24 protein-coding genes are annotated in these 20,600 nt (G+C 48.6%); 16 read left to right on the top strand and 8 right to left on the bottom strand.

All coding sequences use genetic code 11. The features are described from left to right. Positions 1 to 37: 37 nt before the first annotated feature. Positions 38 to 814, top strand: coding sequence for an MBL fold metallo-hydrolase (locus ACY2RR_RS23045; RefSeq protein WP_490110552.1), 777 nt, complete (start codon positions 38 to 40; stop codon positions 812 to 814). 37 nt (positions 815 to 851) lie between these two features. On the opposite strand, the gene ACY2RR_RS23050 is transcribed toward ACY2RR_RS23045, so the two are convergent. Together ACY2RR_RS23050 and ACY2RR_RS23055 are read right to left on the bottom strand one after the other, a co-directional pair. Continuing rightward, a complete protein-coding gene (locus ACY2RR_RS23050; protein ID WP_490110553.1) occupies positions 852 to 1,085 on the bottom strand; it encodes a putative signal transducing protein in 234 nt (77 codons plus the stop codon). Beyond that, on the bottom strand, positions 1,082 to 1,570 hold the full coding sequence (locus tag ACY2RR_RS23055; protein WP_490110554.1) for a tetratricopeptide repeat protein: 489 nt from the start codon (positions 1,568 to 1,570) through the stop codon (positions 1,082 to 1,084). The genes ACY2RR_RS23050 and ACY2RR_RS23055 overlap by 4 nt, the downstream gene beginning before the upstream one ends. A gap of 286 nt (positions 1,571 to 1,856) precedes the next feature. Between ACY2RR_RS23055 and ACY2RR_RS23060 the strand changes: the two genes are divergently transcribed. Both ACY2RR_RS23060 and ACY2RR_RS23065 read left to right on the top strand, forming a co-directional pair. Next, a complete protein-coding gene (locus ACY2RR_RS23060) occupies positions 1,857 to 2,996 on the top strand; it encodes a 1-acyl-sn-glycerol-3-phosphate acyltransferase (RefSeq protein ID WP_490110555.1) in 1,140 nt (379 codons plus the stop codon). Between the two features lie 17 nt (positions 2,997 to 3,013). Next, complete coding sequence (locus ACY2RR_RS23065; protein WP_490110556.1) at positions 3,014 to 3,334, top strand: NGG1p interacting factor NIF3; 321 nt, start codon at positions 3,014 to 3,016, stop codon at positions 3,332 to 3,334. Between the two features lie 9 nt (positions 3,335 to 3,343). On the opposite strand, the gene ACY2RR_RS23070 is transcribed toward ACY2RR_RS23065, so the two are convergent. Beyond that, positions 3,344 to 3,874 (bottom strand): NUDIX hydrolase, encoded by a 531-nt coding sequence (locus ACY2RR_RS23070; RefSeq protein ID WP_490110557.1) that lies wholly within the window; start codon positions 3,872 to 3,874, stop codon positions 3,344 to 3,346. A gap of 133 nt (positions 3,875 to 4,007) precedes the next feature. Here ACY2RR_RS23070 and ACY2RR_RS23075 point away from each other — a divergent pair, with 133 nt between their 5' ends. The 3 genes from ACY2RR_RS23075 (at position 4,008) to ACY2RR_RS23085 (ending at position 7,230) form a co-directional block, all read left to right on the top strand. After that, positions 4,008 to 4,904: a class I SAM-dependent methyltransferase gene (locus ACY2RR_RS23075; protein WP_490110558.1), complete on the top strand. Its 897-nt coding sequence runs from the start codon at positions 4,008 to 4,010 to the stop codon at positions 4,902 to 4,904. A 133-nt stretch (positions 4,905 to 5,037) separates the two neighbouring features. Beyond that, entirely contained in the window at positions 5,038 to 5,661 is a 624-nt protein-coding gene (locus ACY2RR_RS23080) for an NUDIX hydrolase (RefSeq protein WP_490110559.1), read from the top strand. Positions 5,662 to 5,841: 180 nt separating this feature from the next. Then, positions 5,842 to 7,230: an outer membrane protein transport protein gene (locus ACY2RR_RS23085; RefSeq protein ID WP_490110560.1), complete on the top strand. Its 1,389-nt coding sequence runs from the start codon at positions 5,842 to 5,844 to the stop codon at positions 7,228 to 7,230. A 15-nt stretch (positions 7,231 to 7,245) separates the two neighbouring features. On the opposite strand, the gene ACY2RR_RS23090 is transcribed toward ACY2RR_RS23085, so the two are convergent. Then, complete coding sequence (locus ACY2RR_RS23090; RefSeq protein ID WP_490110561.1) at positions 7,246 to 7,812, bottom strand: hypothetical protein; 567 nt, start codon at positions 7,810 to 7,812, stop codon at positions 7,246 to 7,248. Between the two features lie 165 nt (positions 7,813 to 7,977). On the opposite strand from ACY2RR_RS23090, the gene ACY2RR_RS23095 reads away from it, so the two are divergent. After that, the gene (locus ACY2RR_RS23095) at positions 7,978 to 8,511 is read left to right on the top strand and encodes a gamma carbonic anhydrase family protein (RefSeq protein ID WP_490110562.1); all 534 of its coding nucleotides are present in this window, start codon (positions 7,978 to 7,980) and stop codon (positions 8,509 to 8,511) included. Positions 8,512 to 8,519: 8 nt separating this feature from the next. Here ACY2RR_RS23095 and ACY2RR_RS23100 read toward each other — a convergent pair whose 3' ends face one another. The 4 genes from ACY2RR_RS23100 to ACY2RR_RS23115 all read right to left on the bottom strand — a co-directional run bounded on the left by ACY2RR_RS23100 (position 8,520) and on the right by ACY2RR_RS23115 (position 12,502). Continuing rightward, on the bottom strand, positions 8,520 to 8,948 hold the full coding sequence (locus ACY2RR_RS23100; RefSeq protein ID WP_490110563.1) for a hypothetical protein: 429 nt from the start codon (positions 8,946 to 8,948) through the stop codon (positions 8,520 to 8,522). Positions 8,949 to 9,008: 60 nt separating this feature from the next. After that, entirely contained in the window at positions 9,009 to 10,265 is a 1,257-nt protein-coding gene (locus ACY2RR_RS23105; RefSeq protein ID WP_490110564.1) for an HlyC/CorC family transporter, read from the bottom strand. Positions 10,266 to 10,277: 12 nt separating this feature from the next. Beyond that, entirely contained in the window at positions 10,278 to 11,072 is a 795-nt protein-coding gene (locus ACY2RR_RS23110) for a cytochrome C assembly family protein (RefSeq protein ID WP_490110565.1), read from the bottom strand. Positions 11,073 to 11,173: 101 nt separating this feature from the next. Beyond that, entirely contained in the window at positions 11,174 to 12,502 is a 1,329-nt protein-coding gene (locus ACY2RR_RS23115; protein WP_490110566.1) for an AAA family ATPase, read from the bottom strand. Between the two features lie 352 nt (positions 12,503 to 12,854). Between ACY2RR_RS23115 and ffh the strand changes: the two genes are divergently transcribed. From ffh to ACY2RR_RS23160, 9 genes are all read left to right on the top strand, one after another. After that, positions 12,855 to 14,288, top strand: coding sequence for a signal recognition particle protein (ffh, locus tag ACY2RR_RS23120; RefSeq protein ID WP_490110567.1), 1,434 nt, complete (start codon positions 12,855 to 12,857; stop codon positions 14,286 to 14,288). A 323-nt stretch (positions 14,289 to 14,611) separates the two neighbouring features. Continuing rightward, positions 14,612 to 14,848: a 30S ribosomal protein S16 gene (gene rpsP / locus ACY2RR_RS23125; RefSeq protein ID WP_281646037.1), complete on the top strand. Its 237-nt coding sequence runs from the start codon at positions 14,612 to 14,614 to the stop codon at positions 14,846 to 14,848. Beyond that, positions 14,848 to 15,408 carry a ribosome maturation factor RimM gene (rimM, locus tag ACY2RR_RS23130; RefSeq protein ID WP_490110568.1) on the top strand — a complete coding sequence of 187 codons (561 nt, stop codon included), beginning with the start codon at positions 14,848 to 14,850 and terminating at the stop codon, positions 15,406 to 15,408. The genes rpsP and rimM overlap by 1 nt, the downstream gene beginning before the upstream one ends. Before the next feature lie 17 nt (positions 15,409 to 15,425). Next, positions 15,426 to 16,193, top strand: coding sequence for a tRNA (guanosine(37)-N1)-methyltransferase TrmD (trmD, locus tag ACY2RR_RS23135; protein ID WP_490110569.1), 768 nt, complete (start codon positions 15,426 to 15,428; stop codon positions 16,191 to 16,193). A gap of 93 nt (positions 16,194 to 16,286) precedes the next feature. Further along, entirely contained in the window at positions 16,287 to 16,640 is a 354-nt protein-coding gene (gene rplS / locus ACY2RR_RS23140) for a 50S ribosomal protein L19 (RefSeq protein ID WP_490110570.1), read from the top strand. Between the two features lie 164 nt (positions 16,641 to 16,804). Further along, entirely contained in the window at positions 16,805 to 17,218 is a 414-nt protein-coding gene (locus tag ACY2RR_RS23145) for a nuclear transport factor 2-like protein (RefSeq protein WP_490110571.1), read from the top strand. A gap of 112 nt (positions 17,219 to 17,330) precedes the next feature. Continuing rightward, positions 17,331 to 18,203: a site-specific tyrosine recombinase XerD gene (gene xerD / locus ACY2RR_RS23150; protein WP_490110603.1), complete on the top strand. Its 873-nt coding sequence runs from the start codon at positions 17,331 to 17,333 to the stop codon at positions 18,201 to 18,203. A gap of 79 nt (positions 18,204 to 18,282) precedes the next feature. Next, positions 18,283 to 19,062: a DsbC family protein gene (locus ACY2RR_RS23155; RefSeq protein ID WP_490110572.1), complete on the top strand. Its 780-nt coding sequence runs from the start codon at positions 18,283 to 18,285 to the stop codon at positions 19,060 to 19,062. A gap of 211 nt (positions 19,063 to 19,273) precedes the next feature. Further along, the gene (locus ACY2RR_RS23160; RefSeq protein WP_490110573.1) at positions 19,274 to 20,575 is read left to right on the top strand and encodes a homoserine dehydrogenase; all 1,302 of its coding nucleotides are present in this window, start codon (positions 19,274 to 19,276) and stop codon (positions 20,573 to 20,575) included. Positions 20,576 to 20,600 lie beyond the last annotated feature (25 nt).

Below are 20,600 nucleotides of genomic sequence, written 5' to 3' on the forward strand. Positions count from 1 at the left end.
GGTCCGAGGACAATATAATTTTGATGATGGAACTCATGTGGTTGAAGGGATCCGCATAGGGCGTATAGATGCGGGCATTAATACCACATTCATTATTTATCGTATTGGCGACACCGTGATTGATTGTGGACCCCCTAATCAGTGGGAAGAGGTAAAGGCTTTTATTGGGCGTGGCCCTGTTCGTCAGTTATTGATTACCCACCACCATGAAGACCATAGTGGTAATGGCTCCCGAATAAAGGAAATGACCGGAGTGACCCCTTTTGCTCCAGAACTGGCGCAGGCTAAATTGGCCGCGGGTTATAAGGTGCCGCCGCTACAGCGGTATATCTGGGGCTCGCCTATTCCAGTGGAAACGATTTCTTACCCTGAAGAAATGACTCTGAGTGATGGCAGCCCAATCATTCCTGTTCATGTTCCGGGTCATGCCAAAGATCTTACGGTTTTCTTTTTGCCGAAGCAGAAGTGGCTGTTCAGCGGCGATCTCTATGTTTCCAAGTCGTTGAAAATGTTTCGCAATGATGAAAACCTGAATCAGTTGATGGACAGTATCAGACGGGTTCTGGATCTGGATTTTGAAATCTTGTTCTGCCCCCATCGCGGTATTGTGGAAGATGGAAGAAAAGCGATGGAAGAAAAGCTGCAGAACCTGGTCTGGCTTTGCAGCGAATCGCAAAAGCTGGATAAAGCCGGATTATCTCTGGCAGCCATAACCCGCAGGATTCTTGGCAGAGAAGAAATGGTGTCTTGGTTGTCGGGTTACAACATCAGCCGACGGAATCTTATCCGTGAAGCTCTGAAGGTGTCTTTGTAAATGTTTGGCTGTAAGGGAAACAGAAGAATGCTTCCCTTTACTGGTCATCATCCATAATGGGACTGGCTTTCAGCCACTCATCAATCAGCTCTTTGGCTCTGTCAGCATCAGCAATATCTGCGTATAAGCCAATCAGATCGTGAGCGGGAAGTTCACCCGTTGCTCCCTGAAGAAAGGTACCGCCCACATGGCAGTGAATATGATGGCTTGTGAGCATATCTTTCAGACACTCTGCTTCCATCGCATCTTTAGGGCTATAGATTTTAATCATTTTGGCAACATCTGCTCGAGGTTTTCTACCAGAAGTCTAGCTCTGCTCTGCTGAGCTTCCGACAGAGAGTTCTGAACTTTGTCTCTTAAGGTAAGAGCCTGCTCTTTGATTGAGGAATCTTTATCGGTGGCCAGGGTCAGCCACACCCATGCGGAAATCTGGTTGCTGTCAGTTCCTTCACCCCGGTGGTAAGCGTTACCAACCCGGTAACGGGCTTCAGCATCTCCGGCACGTGCTGCTTCAGCATAGAGGTTGAAAGCGGTTTCCAGGTTTTTACCGATACCCTGACCTGTGCGGTAAGCATCAGCCAGTTTGCGAGTAGAGACGACATCACCATTATTGGAAGCAGCTTTAAGCTCTACTACCTCTGCAGAAGGCTGCTTTGAGGTATCAACCGCCTGGGATGGTGTAGCCAGAGTCAATCCAAGTGCTAGTGTGAATGTAACGCTGGATGCCGTACCGAAAAACCGGTTGCGATATTTCATTAATCCCTCTCAACGGCTTATAAGACTTGTTAATTGCGCACCATTGTTGTGCGACTGTTTTAGCCTGCTGGGATTATAACTCTAACGGCAGGAGTGAACAGTTCTTTCTATTTGTGCAGCAGGCGTTAAGCATGTACCTTCTGTTCGTGTGCATGCAAAAGGGTGTACGCCTTAACTGCATACTGTTACAAAGGATACTCAAAGGCTACTGGCTGAAACAGAACTTGTACGTCGGTAGCCATATAATACGCGCTGGTTACAGCTGACACAGATCCCCTTGCTTCCTATGCAATCCTTTGAAGATATTCGCCCCTATGATGATCATGAGGTGGCGCCAGTACTGAATCAGCTGGTGAGTAATCGCCAACTGCTGGGTGCTATTGGGCATTTTTATTTTCCCGATGTGCCGGCTATTTTGCGCAACCTGCTTCAGCCTCTGGTTGGCTGGAAGGTGCGGAAAATGGTTGCTGATGTAAAGGATGTGTATAGCCTGCAACAAAGCATTGCCCCTTTCCTGGAGCAGGTTGTTGAGAAAACCGCCAATGGCCTGAGTTGGTCTGGTTTGGAAAATCTCACCGATAACAAACCCTGCCTGTTTTTAAGTAACCACCGTGACATAGTGATGGACCCCGCGCTGGTTAACTATGCGTTGTTCAAAGCGGGAAGAGATACGGCGCGTATAGCGATAGGGGACAACCTGCTAAGCCGGCCTTATGTCAGTGACCTTATGCGCCTTAACAAAAGCTTTATTGTTAAGCGTTCTGTCTCCGGGCGGAAAGAAAAGTTGCTTGCTCTGCATAATCTGTCAGCCTATATCAGTCACTCCATTGCTGAAGGTCATGATGTCTGGATGGCTCACCGTGAAGGGAGGGCGAAAGATGGTGATGACCGTACTGATACCGCAATCCTGAAAATGCTCCACATGAGCTTCCGTCATGATAAACGCAGCTTCAATGAGCTTCTTGAACATCTGAATATTGTCCCCGTCTCTATCTCTTACGAATACGATCCCTGTGCCGTCGCTAAAGCGACAGAGCTTCAGGAGCGGGAAGAGAAAGGTGAGTACAGTAAGGCGGAGGATGAAGATCTGAACAGCATTGTCACCGGGATCGAAGGATTTAAAGGGCGTATGCATGTGGCTTTCGGCAAGCCGATATCTGCAGAGCTGGATACACCTCAGGATGTTGCAACGGCTATCGATCAGCAAATGCATTCTCTCTACCATCTCTGGCCCTCTAACTGGCTGGCCAAAGATATTCTGGAAAGTCGTGATGTTCATGACGGCTGGCGTGATAATTTCGGTGAGGCCGAGCTCGCCAAGCATGAAGCCTTGTTCCAGCAACAACTGAACAGGTGCCCGGAAGAGGCCAAACACTGGTTTTTAAAAATCTATGCAAACCCGGCTATCAATAGTCTTGGGCTGTAAAGTACTGCACTTTTCTTATGTATAAACTTTGCTTTCTTGTTCCGGAAGAACATTTGGAAAGTGTGAAGGAAGCAGTGTTTACTGCTGGCGCTGGTCATGTCGGACGTTATGACAAAGGCTGCTGGCAAACCAAAGGTGTTTCGCAGTTTCGCCCACTTGAGGGGAGTCTTCCGCACACCGGCCAGAGCGGCACTCTGGAAACAGTTTCAGAATATAAGGTAGAAATGGTGTGTGTGGATGACAAGATAGATGCAGCAATAGCAGCTCTGCGAGAAACACACCCCTACGAAACTCCGGCCTTTGAAGTGTGGAAAGTCGACGACCGGAGTTGTGTTTAATCCTGAGCTTTAAAAGCTTATAACTTCATCCCGCAAAACAAACTGTTCCCGGTTTCTGTCTGCAAAAAAGAACTCCAGTGTTCGGGATACTGTCCGGAATGCCAGATCATCCCAGGGAATTTCATCTTCACTGAACAGTGCAACTTCCAGGCTTTCCTCCCCAGGGGAAAATTCCGGCCTTTCCAGCTCGGCACGATAAAACATATAAACCTGGCTGATAAGAGGAATGCTGATAACTGTATACAGCTCTTCACGGCAGGTGCGCGCACAGGCCTCTTCCCAGGTTTCTCTCCGGGCCGCTTCGAGCGTGGACTCATCATTTTCCATAAAGCCCGCTGGCAGTGTCCATAGTCCCTTGCGGGGTTCTATAGCCCTGCGGCAAAGCAGAATCTGGTCACCTACTACGGGTAATGTTCCGGCAATGATTTTTGGATTCTGGTAGTGGATTGTCTGGCATGCGGTGCATACATGCCGTTCCCTATCATCACCTTCCGGAACAATCAGTGTTACCCGGGTGCCGCATTCACTGCAGAAATTCATGGTTTCCCTGTTCTCCTGTCTCCCCATTTCAGTGTGCCAGATTCGAATAGATTGGCAATACCGTTGACTGGGAACCACGGAGTTAAGTTGTTGTCCAAGGTTTCCGGTTCTTTCAGTTGATGTGCCTATCCGTATGTTGGCCAGGTTTTTTGCTCTTGTTGTTCTGTTTTTCCCTGTAGCGCTGTTCGCGGGGAGTCCTGCCTGTATTAATGGGTTTAAAGGGCTGCCTGACGATGGTGTTACGCTGCAGAGTGCACTGAATGAGAACAAATTGAGAGTGGTGGATGATGGTGTTTATCGCTCCCTGTTCTTTCGTCATGCCGATGGCGATGAGTTACTGGGTAGTCAGATCAACCTTATGCAGCCGGAAGTTCCGGTGTTGTCCGACACCAGAGAATTGTTGGCATCCTTTCTGCTTACTCCTGAACAGGGGCATGTGATGGTGGTGGGCATGAAAAATATCGGTTTGATCAAATTTCTTCGTAGTTTCACCCCCGCACAGTTTATTGATGTGACCGACAGCGACCCCTCTATTATCTCAGCAGCAGACACTTATTTTGGTTTGCGCTCTGATGACCGGTTAACGGTTCGTCAGGATATAAACCTGGATTATCTGCTCAGTCGTCCAGAAGGCACCTATGATGTTGTTTATCTGGATCAACTCTCTGCAGATGATAAAGGGCGCAGGTTATCAGGCATTTTTCCAACTCTTCGGGAGCCCGGGGTTTTGCGTTCTGTTCGAGAACGGTTGAATGAGACTGGTGTGATGATGGCGGTACTCCGCGGAGACCGCAGAAGTATCGAAAGAGATATCGATCAGGTGATTCAGGAGTTCCCTCATGTGTTTGTATGGGACGGGCCGGAAGAAGGCAGTGTTGTACTGGCTGCGGTAAAGCGCCGGCAAATTGTTAATCCGCTGGTGTTCCGGGAGCGGGCACGAAAGCTGGATCAAAGGGCGAACGCTGGCTTCTCATTTATTCGGTTTATTGACCCGATGGTTGCTGGAGAGTATCGGGTGATGGGAATCTGAAGTCGCTGTCACAGAATCGGCATGTTAAGGTGATAGTATGTTTTCAAGAAGTGAATCATTGGGGAGAGTTTTGCACACTCCGCGCAGTAGAAAAGACAACTATAATAAGACGGGCACGGAAGCACGCGATCATATGTTAAATACAATTAGACAACAGTTAACTGAACACTCTCCCAGAAAGCTGGCTCTGGATATGCCGGAGGCTGCGGTTCTTATTGCGCTGACTCGCAGTGAGAAAGAGCCTGAGATTATTTTTACTCGCCGTTCAAGCCGTTTGAAAACACACAGCGGTGAAGTGGCGTTTCCTGGTGGGAAGAGAGATCCGGAAGATAATGATCTTTCCCATACCGCCCTCAGAGAATCCCATGAAGAGATTGGCCTGCCTTCCGAGCGTGTTGATCTTATTGGTCCTGTAGGGGACGTAATCTCCCGCTTTGGCATTAAAGTGACCCCTTACGTTGGGGTGGTGGATTCTGGTGTTGAGCTGGTGGCTAATCCTGATGAGCTGGATCGTATCTTCCGGGTGCCGGTCAGCTATTTTCTCGAAGCGGATACTTTGCGAACCGACAAGCTCAGTTATCGCCACATGACTTTCCACGTTCCCGCGTGGCAATACGGCGAGTACCAGATCTGGGGCCTTACTGCGATTATGCTGGTGGAGTTTCTGAATGTGGCTCTCGATGCAGGGATTCCGCTGGATGTTCCCCAGATTAATGGGGATCGTGTGGAAAATGGGCTCTGGTCGCGCAGGGCCTGAGCTTATGGTTCAGTGAAGCCCTTTTGGCGACTTTATAAGAAGTGCTTAATTGTTGATTGACGTAAAATAATATTCCGGAAGATTGATTCAGCCAATGCCACTCTTTTTGAACTAATTAAAATAGATGTCTGTGGTCGTTTATTTGCGACTAAAGATCAAGAATAATAAATGGACTCTATTGTGAAGTATTCTCTCAAGGCATTTGGAAGCCTTGCCTCCTTTTTCTCTCTTTCCTTTGGCGTTGCAGCGTCTGATAACAGTCAAACCGTACACTACATATTGCAAGGGGCAGAGCCTCAAATTGCGCAGGTACTGGCGGAACAGCCGCTGGCGCGTTTTGATAATAACTATGAAGGCTTTCGCGTTTCGTTAGATTCAAAATATGGTGACAGCACTTCTGGAGACTCCTTCCAGGAAAAGGGAGTGCGTCTGTCTCTGGATTGGCAGCACACCTTGAACTCCCAGTGGGCTGTAAATGCATCGTTGTATCGTCAGGATCAGGAAGTGCAGACAGGGCAGGGTAGTGGTGCTTATGATCTGGTATTGCCAGCTGGCTCCGGAATAATTGATGCTGGAAAAGGAAATAGTGGCGATGATTATGGTCTGTCTGTGGGTGTTGTTTGGCAGCCTTTAGATACACTGTCCTTGTCAGCAAAGCTTCTCTATCAGAAATTAACAATCGACTCAGGCAATAAGTTAGATGCGAGCACTGCAGATTTTGAGATCGTTAATAATGAGGCGATACGAGCTATCCTTTGTTCTACTCCGGGGGTACCAGTAAATATCTGTGAGGGGCGTATCACTGGCGATGATGTTGATGTTCGCTTTGATAAACTTTCCGATGAATTGTTTGGTGCTGAGCTGGGCGCATCCTGGCAGCTAAATGATAGCACTCGACTGAGTGCTGATTATTCTGCAGAGCAGCGCTATAAAATGACAGGGCACTACTCAGAAGTTTTTGAAACAGAGTTTGTAGAGTTTCTTGAAGGATATATAGGTAATTCAGGGCTTCCTTCTGTCTTTGGACAAGCCTTGTTGGGGAGTGCAAGTTTTGACCCTGTGAGACGTGGGAGTGTTGATTATAGAGTGATTATTCCTCAATCGCTTCAGTTGAGAATTGATCATGTTTTAGATGAGTCTTATGAGGTGTGGGGACGTATAAAATGGACGGATTCCAGTGCATATAATCGCACAAAGGCTAAGGTTGATCCTGACCTCCAATATTTAAGGATCGCTAGAATTTTCTCCCCCGCAGAAGTTGCGAATATTACAGGTGGCGAGCAGAAGGCCTCTGTATCTTATCGAGATACATTTGGCCTTGCTCTTGGTGGCATCTACCTTGCGGATTCTGGCTGGCGTCTGGGTGGTGAGTTAACAGGTCAGCAGGCCGCTGTTTCCCATTATTCAACTGGAAGTTCTCAGGCTGAAACCAGCGGTAACATCGTGGGTGTCTCAATATTTGGTAGCTACCCTGTTTATCAGGATATTGAGCTAACTGCACAGCTGGCTTACGTTGATGCTGATGTGAATATTATGCAAGGGCGTCTAGGGGTTGCCTGGAGCTTTTGATAATGAAACTGATGATCACTCTTTTGGGTGATCATCAGTTTTACATGGCTTGCCAGAATTAATTGTTCCCTTAATTCCTACAAAACTTCCCGTATCTCCCCCAGCCCAGCAATCTACACAGCTTTTAATATGCTGGCGGCACAGTTGGCTGGCATGGGAATCATATGTCCCAATATTATCGCTGGGGTCGGCAAATGGACGGAAGGTATATCGGTCATAAACGCCAGCTGTTCTGATTAATCCATGAATAAAAATATTTGTACGGGGCACTTGATAGGCGCTGCCTTCTCTCTCATGGCTATAACAGGCGATATAGCCGCCAGGGCTTCCGGTATAAAGGTTTAAAACATCCACAGTTCTCAAACTGTAATCTGGAAACAGGGTAAAACCCTTTCGGCCTTCATTGATATGAACCTGATGATCCTTTGCCAAAATGCGTGACTCAAAATAGCCTCTGTTGCGCTCTTCGTTTCCGGAACAAATCTTTAGTGGTTGTCGGGCGATCTCTTCGAAATTAACAATCCCCCCGGCGGCAAAGCTGGATAGGCATAATGCGGCGATAGCAGTAACCAGTTTTTTCATCGCGGGCAGCCCCTTTCAGCAAGAGCTGCAAAGATAGCGATTCGCTGGTATTTATCTGTTGTAGATGTGCTTTCGGGGTTCTTGTTTTGTGTCTGAGATGGAAGGTTTGTGACCTTAGTGCAAGTCGTGTAACGTCATGAGAGCAATGAAAGGTGGAGTGTAACCGTGATCTATCGTTTGGGTGAGAAGGCTGTTGATATTCAGGGTGAGGACTGGTTCGTGGCGGATAATGCCACGGTTATTGGGTCTGTTGTTTTGAAGAATAATGCCAGTATCTGGTACAACGCGGTTGTGCGTGGTGATAACGATCTCATCACTATCGGTGAAAACAGTAACGTACAGGATGGCTCAGTGCTTCATACCGATGCAGGTATCCCTCTCACTATCGGTACAGGCGTCACCATTGGTCATAAAGTCATGCTTCACGGGTGTGAGGTTGGTGATTACAGCCTGATTGGCATTAATGCTGTGATTTTGAATGGTGCCAAAATCGGTAAGCATTGTATTATCGGGGCGAACGCTCTGATTCCTGAAGGCAAGGTTATTCCGGATGGTTCTGTTGTGATGGGCTCCCCAGGCAAGATTGTTAAAGAGGTGGGGGCGCCGCAGAAAACCATGCTGGAACTGTCTGCGGCGCACTATGTGCAGAACTTCAAGCGCTTCAAGCAACAGCTGAAAGTTGATGAGCGTTTTTTGTGATTGAATCCTTACAGGCAGTGATGGCCGTAGCACCCGGTAGGATTGTAAGTAATACACTTACGATTCTCTTCACAGCAGCTGCAGGATGCGTCCGCATGTTTTGAGAATGAACGAATATGGGGCGTAACCAGCTTCAGGGAGTGATAGCCGGGAATATGGTCTTTATGGATGTCTTCCACCGTAAAGCTGGGGCCGCTATGGTCGGCAAACAAGTGAAGAGTATCGCCTTTATTTGTAGTGTTGCCGGAGAGCGGGAAGTGGAAGTCTACGGTCGCTTCGGTGCCAACAATATGGACAGGACAGCTGGCTTCTTTGCATTCTGAAGAAACAAGCCCCTGATGGGTAAAGGTTTTTTCACTGCCATAGGCGGTAGAACCGATGCAGAGAAAAGCGCCAAGAAGTAAGGCGAATGAAACGAGGGTTTGACGGGATACCATGACATGATGCTCTTTGGTGAAAGAGTTCAAAATAGCCGATGGGATCCCGTTGTTCTGGATTTATTCTTTCATCCAGACCTTGACAGTTTTCACCATGTTATCCCGAATTTGCAGAATCTCCATGCGGTAGCTGTCTATTTGCAGGCAAACACCAGATTCCGGAATTTCTTCCAGATGCTCTGTAATCAAGCCATTCAAGGTTTTAGGGCCATCAATGGGGAGCTCCCATGACAGAGACTTGTTGGTTTCCCGAATGCTGGCTGAACCGTCGATAATATAGGTGCCATCTTTCTGGGGGGTGATATCCTGGCTGATGTCGTCTACATCAGTGGTAAAGTCGCCAACAATTTCCTCCAGAATATCTTCCAGTGTCACAAGACCTATCACATCTCCATACTCATCAACCACGAAGGCTGAACGGAGTTTTTTCTTCTGGAAGTTCATCATCTGCGTATGCAGAGGAGTGATTTCCGGTACAAAGTAAGGATCGGAAGTTTCATTGAGGAGAACCGCACGGGTGATCTCTTCAAGGTTCAGCAATTTGGCAACATTGCGCATATGCAGAATGCCGATGATATTGTTGATATCACCTTTGTAGACCGGAATGCGGGTGTGCTGTGCTGTTCGCAGCTGGTCGAGAATATCGTCAATGCCTTCTTCGATATCGATGCCCACAATCTCGTTACGGGGAATCATAATGTCATCCACCGTCACATTCTCCAGATCGAGAATGTTGCTCAGCATACCTTTGTGGCGTGTGGGGATAAGTGTGCTGGCTTCGTTTACCACGGTACGCAACTCTTCGTGGCTGAGCTGATCCCCTGTTGCATTGTCAGGGTTAACCCGCATCAGGCGAAGTAAACCATTGGAAATTGTGTTGGCAACCCACACCATGGGGTACAGCAGCCACAGCAGTGGCTTCAAAATCAGCGATGAAGGAAAAGCAAAACGTTCCGGGTGCAGGGCTGCCAGTGTTTTTGGTGTGACTTCACTGAAAATCAAAACGGCCAGTGTCAGCAAAAGGGTTGCTGCGGCTATACCGCTGTCACCCCACACTCGAATGGCAATAACGGTGGTGATGGCTGCAGACAGGTTGTTAACAAAGTTATTGCCGATCAGGATGACGCCAATCAAACGGTCAGGGCGTTTAAGAAGTTCACTGGTGCGAATGGCGCCTTTGTTGCCGCTGCGAGCCATATGGCGCAGGCGGTAGCGGTTCAGGGCCATCATTCCGGTTTCGGAGCCGGAAAAGAATGCGGAAAGTAACAGTAGAAAAACCAGTACGCCCAGCAGTATGCCGATGGGTGCTTCGTTCAAGGTGGTGCGCTCTCAGTTAATAACCAGATCAAGGACAAACTTGCTGCCAAAAAATGCCAGCATCAGAAATGCGAAACCGCTCAGGGTCAGGCGTATAGCGGTGCGTCCGCGCCATCCCATAAAGCTGCGTCCGGCAAGGAGAATGGCGAACATTATCCATGCCATAACCGCCAGAATGGTTTTGTGAGCTAAATGTTGAGCGAACATATCATTCAGGTAAGCAAATCCGCTGCCTAAACACAAAGTCAGAAGGATGAGGCCTGCCCACAGGAATTCAAACAGCAGCTTCTCCATGGTTTGCATGGGAGGGAATGCCCGAATGATGCCAACGGGGTGATGGTGTTTGAGATGATTTTCCTGGTACGCCAGCAGCAGAGCCTGGAAGGCTGCCACAGTTAATGTGCTGTAAGCGAGAATGGAAACAATAATATGGGCAACCATGCCGGCAGAGCGATTAGATAGAATGGTTGACTCTGCAGGAATCAGGTCGCTGGTAGCGATGGCAGCAATAGCCATCGGCAGCAGTACAACAAGAAGGTTTTCAACGGGCTTGCGAATGCTGCTGAGCAGGATAATAAGAATAACCATCCATGAGCTGAGAGAGCCTACAGCAAAGAAGTTCAGGTTTATGCCCGCATTAGTATGAACAACATAATAAATGCTGAAAGCCTGAGCGATGGCTCCACCCAAGGCAAGTAACTGAACAGCTAATTTATTTATGTCCTTGCCCTTAATGCGTAGCCATTGGCTAAGCGCGCTAAGAGTATACAGAATGATTGCTAGGGCGCTGGGCGCTTCTACTGACATTGGCTCACCTTATCCATAGTTTTGAGAGTTTGGCATAAGCCGTGTCAGGGGTGAAGAGGTGCAGTGTACGAAAGTGTATTTATGAGGGGGTAGACCCACCACTAGGGGAGTGGGTGGGTCAGGTTGTCTTCGAAAATAGAGAGAATGTATTTGTTGAGGCTTCTTAGTCCCGGATCTTCATCGGTAGCAATAAAAGCCCGGACAAGATCTCTTCCTGTTTCAGTGAAGAGGTAATGCCCTGGCATATGTCCTTCATCGAGCAGGTTCATTTCCAGTTTTGGGATAATTGAATTGAAGGCAATGTCCTCTTTGGCTTCGGATTCAAACCCTGAAAAAAGGAATGGGCTCAGGCGTGATATAAGCGCGGCTGTTTTAGGGTTTGCTTCTACCAGTTCTTCCGGGCTGTGATTGCCGGTAAGGATGATGGTTCCGGGCAGTTCAACATAGGTTCTCAGGTAAGGACTGTAAAACTTTCTGCTGTCCGGATCTAACAGTTTCAATAAAAAGCCGATGATCTCTCTTGAGCTTTTGTCGTCACTGATTAGTAGGCGGTCGAGCTCATCAAAGAGCACGATTTTGTTCTCGTAATTAATATCGGAGTTCTCTGATTTAGCGGTTAAGGCTGCCAGTAGTCTTCCCGGGCGAGGAGATTCTGAGTGCAGATCCGTACCCATAATGTCTCTGAGGTCGGCGCCATCCAGGTCAATGGAGATAAGTTCTGCATCTAGGGCTTTAGCCAGTTTTTTTGCTGCAAAGGTTTTACCTGTGCCCGGTGGTCCATAGAAATAACCAGGGAAATGCTTATGATCGTCTGTATCGGCTTTTTGCCTTTTAATTTCCTGGCGGGTGAAGCGTTTGAGTTGTCCCTGCAGCTCATCAGGGTAATTCTTTAATGCAGATGATACGGCGGTGTCATTGTAGGCCAGAGATTTCCGGTAAAGAGGAAAACCTGAAATAACTTTTATGGCAGTGTGTAGCTTTGTAAGCCGTTCTTGATTAGGAGTTTGCCAGAACTCATAGAACAGATCGTTTTCAGCTGTTGCTTGTATATTGGCAGGTAAAAAGTGCTTGATGCTGCCGTACTCGTAAACCAGACTGGCCTCTTCGGCTTCGAAGGTTGGTATGTGTCTGAAAATATATTTGGCAATTGCTATGCCGGCAACTGCCAGAGAGGCAAGGTAAGCTGGTGTCTTTATTTGTGGGTAATTTTGGCCGGCGATAAAAAAAGCGGGGATGGCCATGAATGTCAGAAGTATATAATTAGACTCTGTTTTAAATTGAGCCTTTTCCCAATATTCATCCCACCTTCTTTCAAAGAGCTCTTTGGTTTTTTTCCGTGCAGCGAGGACGTCTTCATATGTTACAACTCGCGCGGCTCCTTCTTCCATCTGGGGTGGTGTCAGCTGATCAAAAAAACGCTGTGCAGACATAAAGTATCGGGTGGTTGCCACCACATTTGTATGCTTGCCTGAAAGGTTAGGGGACTTATCCAGGTTTAATGCCTGGGCAGGCACACTGCCTATAAAAAGCAGGCACACCAGAATTCGCAGCAGGGGCGCATTATTTACCATTCACTTTCCCGATGGTGAAAATCAGGTGGGAATCATAGTCACATTCTGTTTCTTAGGGTGTTCAGTTGCTGTGTGTATTGGTAATAAGGAGCGTAATAGTTGTATTCCCTGTATCCAAAGGGTGTGTGATTGTTATTCGGGGTGCAGGAATGGTTAAGGTCGCGGTATAATCCCCTGCTTTGTATGAACGCCAGGATCAAGAGAGCGCCGGATGTTCGAGAACCTTTCTGATCGCCTGTCAAAGACACTCCAACATGTCACCGGCCAGGCGAAGCTTACTGAAGATAATATCAGGGACACCCTTCGGGAAGTCCGTATGGCCCTGCTGGAGGCTGATGTAGCCCTGCCAGTGGTCAAGGATTTCGTTAGCCGTGTCCGTGAGCGGGCTATCGGTCACGAGGTCCAGCAAAGCCTGAGCCCGGGCCAGATCTTCGTCAAGATCGTTAACAACGAACTGATCGAAGTGATGGGTGCGGCCAATGATGAACTGAATCTGGCCACCCAGCCTCCAGCGGTTATTCTGATGGCTGGTCTGCAGGGCGCGGGTAAAACCACTTCTGTGGCCAAGCTGTCTAAATGGTTGCAGGAACGCAAGAAGAAGTCCGTGATGGTGGCTTCTGCTGACGTTTATCGTCCTGCGGCAATCAAGCAGCTGGAAACTCTGGCTGGTGAAGTGGGTGCTGAATTCTTCCCATCTACCTCAGATCAAAAGCCGGTTGATATCGCCCGTAACGCTATCGAAGATGCTCGCAAGAAGCATGTTGATGTAGTCATCATCGATACTGCCGGTCGTCTCCATGTCGATGAAGACATGATGGGTGAGATCAAGGATCTGCACGCGTCCATCAATCCTATTGAAACCCTGTTTGTGGTTGATGCCATGACAGGTCAGGATGCGGCAAACACCGCCAAAGCCTTTAATGATGCCCTGCCTCTGACCGGTGTGATTTTGACCAAGGCTGATGGTGATGCCCGTGGTGGTGCGGCGCTGTCTGTTCGTCATATCACTGGCAAGCCTATCAAATTCCTGGGTATGGGTGAAAAGATCGAGGCGTTGGAACCTTTCCACCCTGATCGTATCGCTTCTCGTATTCTGGGTATGGGTGACATTCTGTCTCTGGTTGAAGAGGCGGAACGTAAGCTCGACAAGAAAAAAGCCGACAAGCTGGTCACCAAGCTCAAGAAGGGTAAGGGTTTCGACCTGGAAGATTTCCGGGATCAGCTGCAGCAGATGAAAACCATGGGCGGCATCGGCGGTCTGATGGATAAACTGCCTGGCATGGGCAATATGGCTCAGATGGCTCAGAATCCACAGACAGACAAAATGTTTGTTCAGATGGAAGCCATCATCAACTCCATGACTCCAAAAGAGCGTCGCCAGCCTGACGTAATCAACGGTTCCCGCAAGAAGCGTATTGCCGCAGGTTCCGGTACTCAGATTCAGGACATCAATCGCTTGATCAAGCAGCACAAGCAGATGGCCAAGATGATGAAGAAAATGACCGGCAAAGGCGGCATGGCCAAGATGATGCGCGGCCTTGGTGGTCTGAAAGGTCAAATGCCCGGTGGTATGGGCGGTATGGGAGGAATGGGTGGCCCCGGCGGCATGCTGCCTCCCGGTGGTGGTAAGAAGTTCCCCTTCTAATCTCTGAACCTTTCCTGCCTTAATGTTGGGTTACGATGCTTCGCATCTAACCCAACTTATCTCTGCTACATTCTCCTTTCGTCCTACTCGTTTTTATCGGGTTTACTCCCTATATTGCATAAAGCTGAAATTACCGTAGAATACTGCGCCTTTACGGGAGAAGGCTCGGGTCTTCTTTCGTCCGGAGAGAATTTCAGCGGATTGCCTAAGGCGCCTATGGCTGCCTGAAGTAAAAAGCTAAAAAACTTTCTGGCGGTGGTTTACGTCGTTCTGCCGAAAAGCTGTTTGCTGCAAAGCATGCTTACACAGGAAGAGATTATTCCATGGTAACTATTCGTCTTGCCCGGGGCGGCTCTAAGAAGCGTCCTTTTTACCATCTGACCGTTGCTGACAGCCGTAACGCCAGCACTGGCCGTTTCATCGAGCGTGTAGGTTTCTTTAACCCACAAGCTCGTGGTCAGGAAGAGCGTCTGCGTGTTGACACTGACCGTGTTAACCACTGGGTTGAGCAGGGTGCTCAGATGAGCGATCGCGTTAAGCAACTGCTGAAAAGCGCTTGATGACTGTTGCCGGTGATGCTGTAACGTCCGAAGACCTTCTGGTCATGGGGCGTATCACGGCGGTATACGGGATCAAGGGATGGGTGAAGGTGTATTCCTTTACTGACCCCATGACTAACATCCTGAACTACCGGCAGTGGCGATTGCGATACCCTAACGGTCGTGAAAAGACCGTTAAACTTGACGGCGGCCGCCCCCACGGCAAAGGGCTTATAGCTCTTGTTGAAGGGACGGTAGACCGGACTCAGGCCGAAACTTTTATCGGCGCTGAAATCCTGGTCAGCAGTCAGGATCTGCCAGAACCGAAGGCTGATGAGTTCTATTGGCACCAGCTTGAAGGTCTGACAGTTTTAGCCCGGAATGAAGACGGAAACGAAGTCAATCTGGGTAAGGTTCATCATTTGATGGAAACCGGGGCTAATGATGTGATGGTGGTGCGTGGCGCCAGCGGTAGCATCGACAGGCGGGAACGTCTGATTCCCTGGCTGGAAGATCAGGTGATAACTGAAGTGAACCTTGAAGAAGGGTTCATGCGGGTCGACTGGGACCCGGACTTTTGAGTTATAAACCAGTGCAAATGAGGTTCGATGTTGTAACGCTCTTTCCTGAAATGCTGTCTGCGATTACCGAGCATGGTGTCAGCGGGCGGGCAGTCAGGAATGAACTGATTGAAGTGAATACCTGGAATCCCAGGGATTACACTCATGACAAACATCGGACAGTGGATGACCGGCCTTATGGCGGTGGTCCCGGCATGTTGATGAAAATTCAACCTCTGCGTGATGCAATACAGGCAGCAAAGGAAGCTGCTGGTCCTGATACGACTGTAATCTATCTTTCGCCTCAGGGTCGCAGACTCGATCAGGCGGGAGTGAAGGAACTGGCTGAAAGGAAAAAGCTGGTGTTGGTCGCAGGACGGTACGAAGGCATAGATGAACGGCTGGTCGCCGAAGAGATTGATGAAGAATGGTCTCTTGGTGATTTTGTCCTGAGTGGCGGCGAACTGCCTGCCATGACACTTATCGATGCCGTATCGCGCTTTGTACCGGGCACCCTGGGTCATCAGGATTCCGCTCAGGAAGATTCATTTGCTGAAGGCTTGCTTGACTGCCCTCATTACACCCGACCTGAGGTGTTTGAAGGCAAACCGGTTCCGGAGGTTTTACTTTCCGGCAACCACGAGCGTATCCGTAAGTGGCGGCTTATGCAGTCATTGGGACGCACATGGTTGAGACGACCAGACCTTCTTGAAGGTCGGACGATGATTGGTGAAGAAGAGCAGCTGCTGGCTGAGTTTATTCGTGACTATCATGATGCGGATAACGATCCGGTAATCAGTGAATGATCCGACAGTGGATTTTGAAATCCAAATTTTGAAATCCTCGCTTGACTAAAGAGCGGGTTCTCGATTTCGACTGACTTGGGAGCAACAGAGCAAATGAGCAAGAACAAGATCATTCAGCAGCTTGAAGCTGAACAAATGCAAAAGGAAGTTCCTTCTTTTGCACCTGGCGACACTGTAGTAGTACAGGTTCGCGTTAAGGAAGGCACCCGTGAGCGTCTGCAGGCGTACGAAGGTGTAGTTATCGGTAAGCGTAACCGTGGCCTGAACTCTGCCTTTACTGTACGTAAGATCTCCAACGGTGTTGGTGTTGAGCGTACTTTCCAGACTTACAGCCCTCTGGTAGCAAACATCGAAGTTAAGCGTCGTGGTGACGTTCGTCAGGCTAAGCTGTACTACCTGCGCGAACTGAGCGGTAAAGCGGCTCGCATCAAAGAGAAGCTTAACTAATTTATTTTTAATCGCTTTGCGACAGAACGACGGGAAAAAGGCAGCCAATTGGCTGCCTTTTTCTTTTTCGGCTTTTTCTTTGTATTGAATATTTGTGTGGTAATCCTGTCCTGCTGCCATAGAATGAACCTTCCTGTAATAACCAGAACAAAACAGGTTCTCTTATGTCTGCGACTGTTATTGATAAGTGGCACGAAATCATCAAAACTAAAAATCCATCCATCCTGGGTGAGATTCTTGCGGATGATGTGGTTTTCTATTCCCCGGTTGTTCATACACCACAAAAAGGCAAGGCACTGACCCGTATGTATCTTATGGGCGCAGCCCATGTATTGCTTGCCGGTCCGTTTAAGTATGAAAAAGAACTGGTGGGTGACGACTTTGCTGTGCTGGAATTTGTCACCGAGATTGATGGCATCCAGATTAACGGTGTGGACATGATCAGCTGGAATGCCGATGGCCTGATCACTGAATTTAAAGTGATGCTTCGCCCACTCAAAGCCGTCAACCTTGTGCACCAGAAAATGGGTGAAATGCTGAAGCTGGTTCAGCAGGGCAAGGTTGTGGTTCCTGCCTGACGTTTTTTTGGAAAATAAGGCACAATAGTCTCACTTGCTAATGGCGGGGCCTATTGTGCCTGAGAGTACTCTTTCACCATCGTCAGCTCGTAAGGAAAGTCTTTCTCACGAGGTGGCGGATTATCTTGATTTTTTATGGCTGGAAAAAGGGCTTAGCGACAACAGTCGGCAGGCCTATCGGCGGGATCTTGTTCAGCTTTCTTCGTGGCTGAAACAAAATGATCTTGTTCTTCTCGATTTGTCCCATGATCAATTGCAGAACTTTCTGGCTTGGCGTGCGGAGCAGGGTTACAGTGCCCGTTCAACGGCGAGGTTGCTCTCTTCTGTTCGAGGGTTTTATGGATGGTTGCAGCGCAATGAGCGAATTTCTTCCAATCCCACACAGTTAATTGAGTCTCCCGGTCATGGGCGTTCTCTTCCCAAAACGCTGAGTGAAGATGATGTTGATTCCTTGTTAAAGGCTCCCGATTTGCGCACTGATCTTGGCCTTAGGGATCGGGCCATGCTTGAACTCTTATACGCTTGTGGTTTGCGTGTTACAGAGCTGGTGGGATTGGAATTATCCAGGGTGAATCTGCGGCAGGGAGTTCTGCGTATATATGGGAAGGGCAGTAAAGAGCGGCTTGTGCCGATGGGGCAGGCGGCCTGTGAATGGCTGGAGCGCTATCTGGTTTCATCCCGGGGCGGATTTTTAAAGGATGTGCAGAGTGATGTGCTTTTCCCGGGGCGTGGCGGCAAGGCTATGACCCGGCAGACCTTCTGGCACAGAATTAAGAAATATGCGGTGATCGCTGGGATTAATAAACCGCTTTCCCCCCATGTGTTACGACATGCTTTTGCGACACATTTATTAAATCACGGGGCGGATTTGCGGGTTGTGCAGATGTTGCTGGGGCACAGTGACCTTTCTACCACCCAGATTTATACCCATGTAGCGCAACATAGATTGCAGCAGTTGCATTCAGAGCATCATCCACGGGGTTAGGGCATTCAACATCAATAGTCCCTAAGCCTGCTATGGTTAGAAAATTGAAAATGATTTCGGCATAACAACGAGGTTGCCAATGTTTAATGGGCCAATTTTAAAAAGAATAGCGTTGCGGGTTCTGATCATTCCGGCTCTGCTGATGTCGGGCTTGAGTGTCGCGGAGGATGCGAAAAGTCCGGCAGATAAGAAAAAGCTGGCTGCCGTTGAAATGGTTATTCAGGCAGGGCTGAAACAGGTTAATGAAGGCTTGGTGCTGGAAAGCATTGAGGCGACTCCTGTTGGCGGAATCTATCAGGTGCAAATGAAGTCAGGTGAGCTGCTGTATGTGTCTGGCGATGGTCAGTATGTTTTTGGCGGCGATTTGATGAAAATCCGCAAAGGCGGGCTGGATAACCTGACTGAGAAGGTGCGCGAGCAGCAGGTACGCAAGCGTTTGGCCGCTGTTGATCCAAAAGATATGATTGTGTTTTCTCCTAAGGGTGAGAGAAAAGGCATTCTTTATGTGTTCACCGATGTGGATTGCGGTTACTGCCGTAAATTGCACCAGGAAGTTCCTGAGTTGAATGAGAAGGGGGTAGAGGTGCGTTATCTGGCCTTCCCTCGTGGTGGTGAGCGAGCTCCTGCGTTTGGCAAGATGGTTTCGGCCTGGTGTGCTAAAGATCGCAAGCAGGCGATGACCACCCTTAAAAGTGGTGGTTCAATTCCAACATTAAGCTGCACTAACCCTGTAGAGGATCAGTATCAGCTGGGCATCTCTTTGGGGGTTCGTGGTACACCGGCTATTTATCTGGAAGATGGTCGTTCCATTCCTGGTTATCAGCCTGCCAGCTCTTTGTTGAAGTTGATGGGTTTATAAACCTTAGAGTTTTGTAAATACGTCTTTTTATAAAGCCTGCAAAGAATTTTGCAGGCTTTTTTTCTTTTTTACGCTTTATATCCCTTATTTGCGGGCTATCGTGCCTCTGCAGTGAACGCTATAATCTGGCACCATCGACAGCTCAACCGGCTCAAAATCAGAAGACATCCGGTCAGGCAATAACAAAGCTATCTATATGAGGGGTATCAGTTTGAAACCTGTGAAAGTAGGAATTTGCGGACTGGGAACTGTCGGCAGCGGTACGGTCAACGTACTTGTTCGTAATGCCGATATTCTTGCCAGCCGTACTGGTCGAGAGCTGCAGGTTGCACAGATTGCAGCACGTCGTCCTAATCCGTCCTGTGACACCACGGGTATACCTGTTACCAATGATATTTTTGAAGTCGCTACCAACCCTGAAATTGATATTCTTGTTGAGCTGATTGGCGGCTATGATGTTGCTAAAAAGCTGGTGCTTACCGCGATCGAAAACGGCAAGCATGTTGTTACTGCTAATAAAGCCCTGATTGCTGAGCATGGCAATGAAATCTTTGCTGCGGCACGAGAAAAGAATGTAGTTGTCGCCTATGAAGCCGGTGTCGCAGGTGGTATTCCTGCCATTAAAGCATTGCGCGAAGGTCTGGTTGGTAATCGTATTAACTGGCTGGCCGGAATTATTAACGGCACTGGTAACTTTATTCTTACCGAGATGAAGGAAAAGGGCAGTCCTTTTTCTGAGGTACTGAAAAAGGCTCAGGATCTTGGTTACGCGGAAGCTGACCCGACCTTTGATGTAGAAGGTATTGATGCGGCTCATAAGTTGGCCATTCTTGCTGCCAATGCTTTTGGTACACCACTGGCGTTTGATAAAACCTACACCCAAGGTATCAGTCAGGTGACGCCTGATGATCTGCAGTACGCTCAGGAGCTGGGTTATCGCATTAAACATCTTGGTATCGCCCGTCGTACAGAACAGGGTGTTGAGTTGAGAGTTCATCCAACCCTTATTCCAGAAAGTCACCTGCTGGCCAGTGTTGATGGAGTGATGAACAGTGTATTGATTGATGGTGATGCTGTTGGTCAGACTCTTTATTACGGGGCCGGTGCGGGCAGTGAGCCAACGGCTTCTGCCGTGGTTGCTGATATAGCCGACATTGCTCGCCTGATTGATGCGCCGAGTGCTGCTGTTCCTCCCGTAGCGGCTTTAAGCGGCGGGGAAGATGTTCCTGTACTGCCAATTACCGATGTGAATGCTGCCTGCTATCTGCGAATGAGAGCAAAAGATCACCCAGGCGTATTGATGCGTGTGACAGAAATTCTTGGGCAGCACGGTATTAATATTGATGCCCTGTTGCAGAAAGAAGCGCGGGAAAGTGATGGGACGGCAGATATTGTGTTGCTCACCCATGAAATTAAAGAAAGCCTTTTGAGCACAGCTCTGAAAGAGCTGGAAGCGTTGGATGATATTGCTGGCCCCGTGGCACATATTCGGGTTGAGCATTTGAGTGGTTAAGCCTCAGAGACACGTTTTATACCGG

The organism is Parendozoicomonas sp. 2304DJ65-17 (assembly GCF_058148445.1).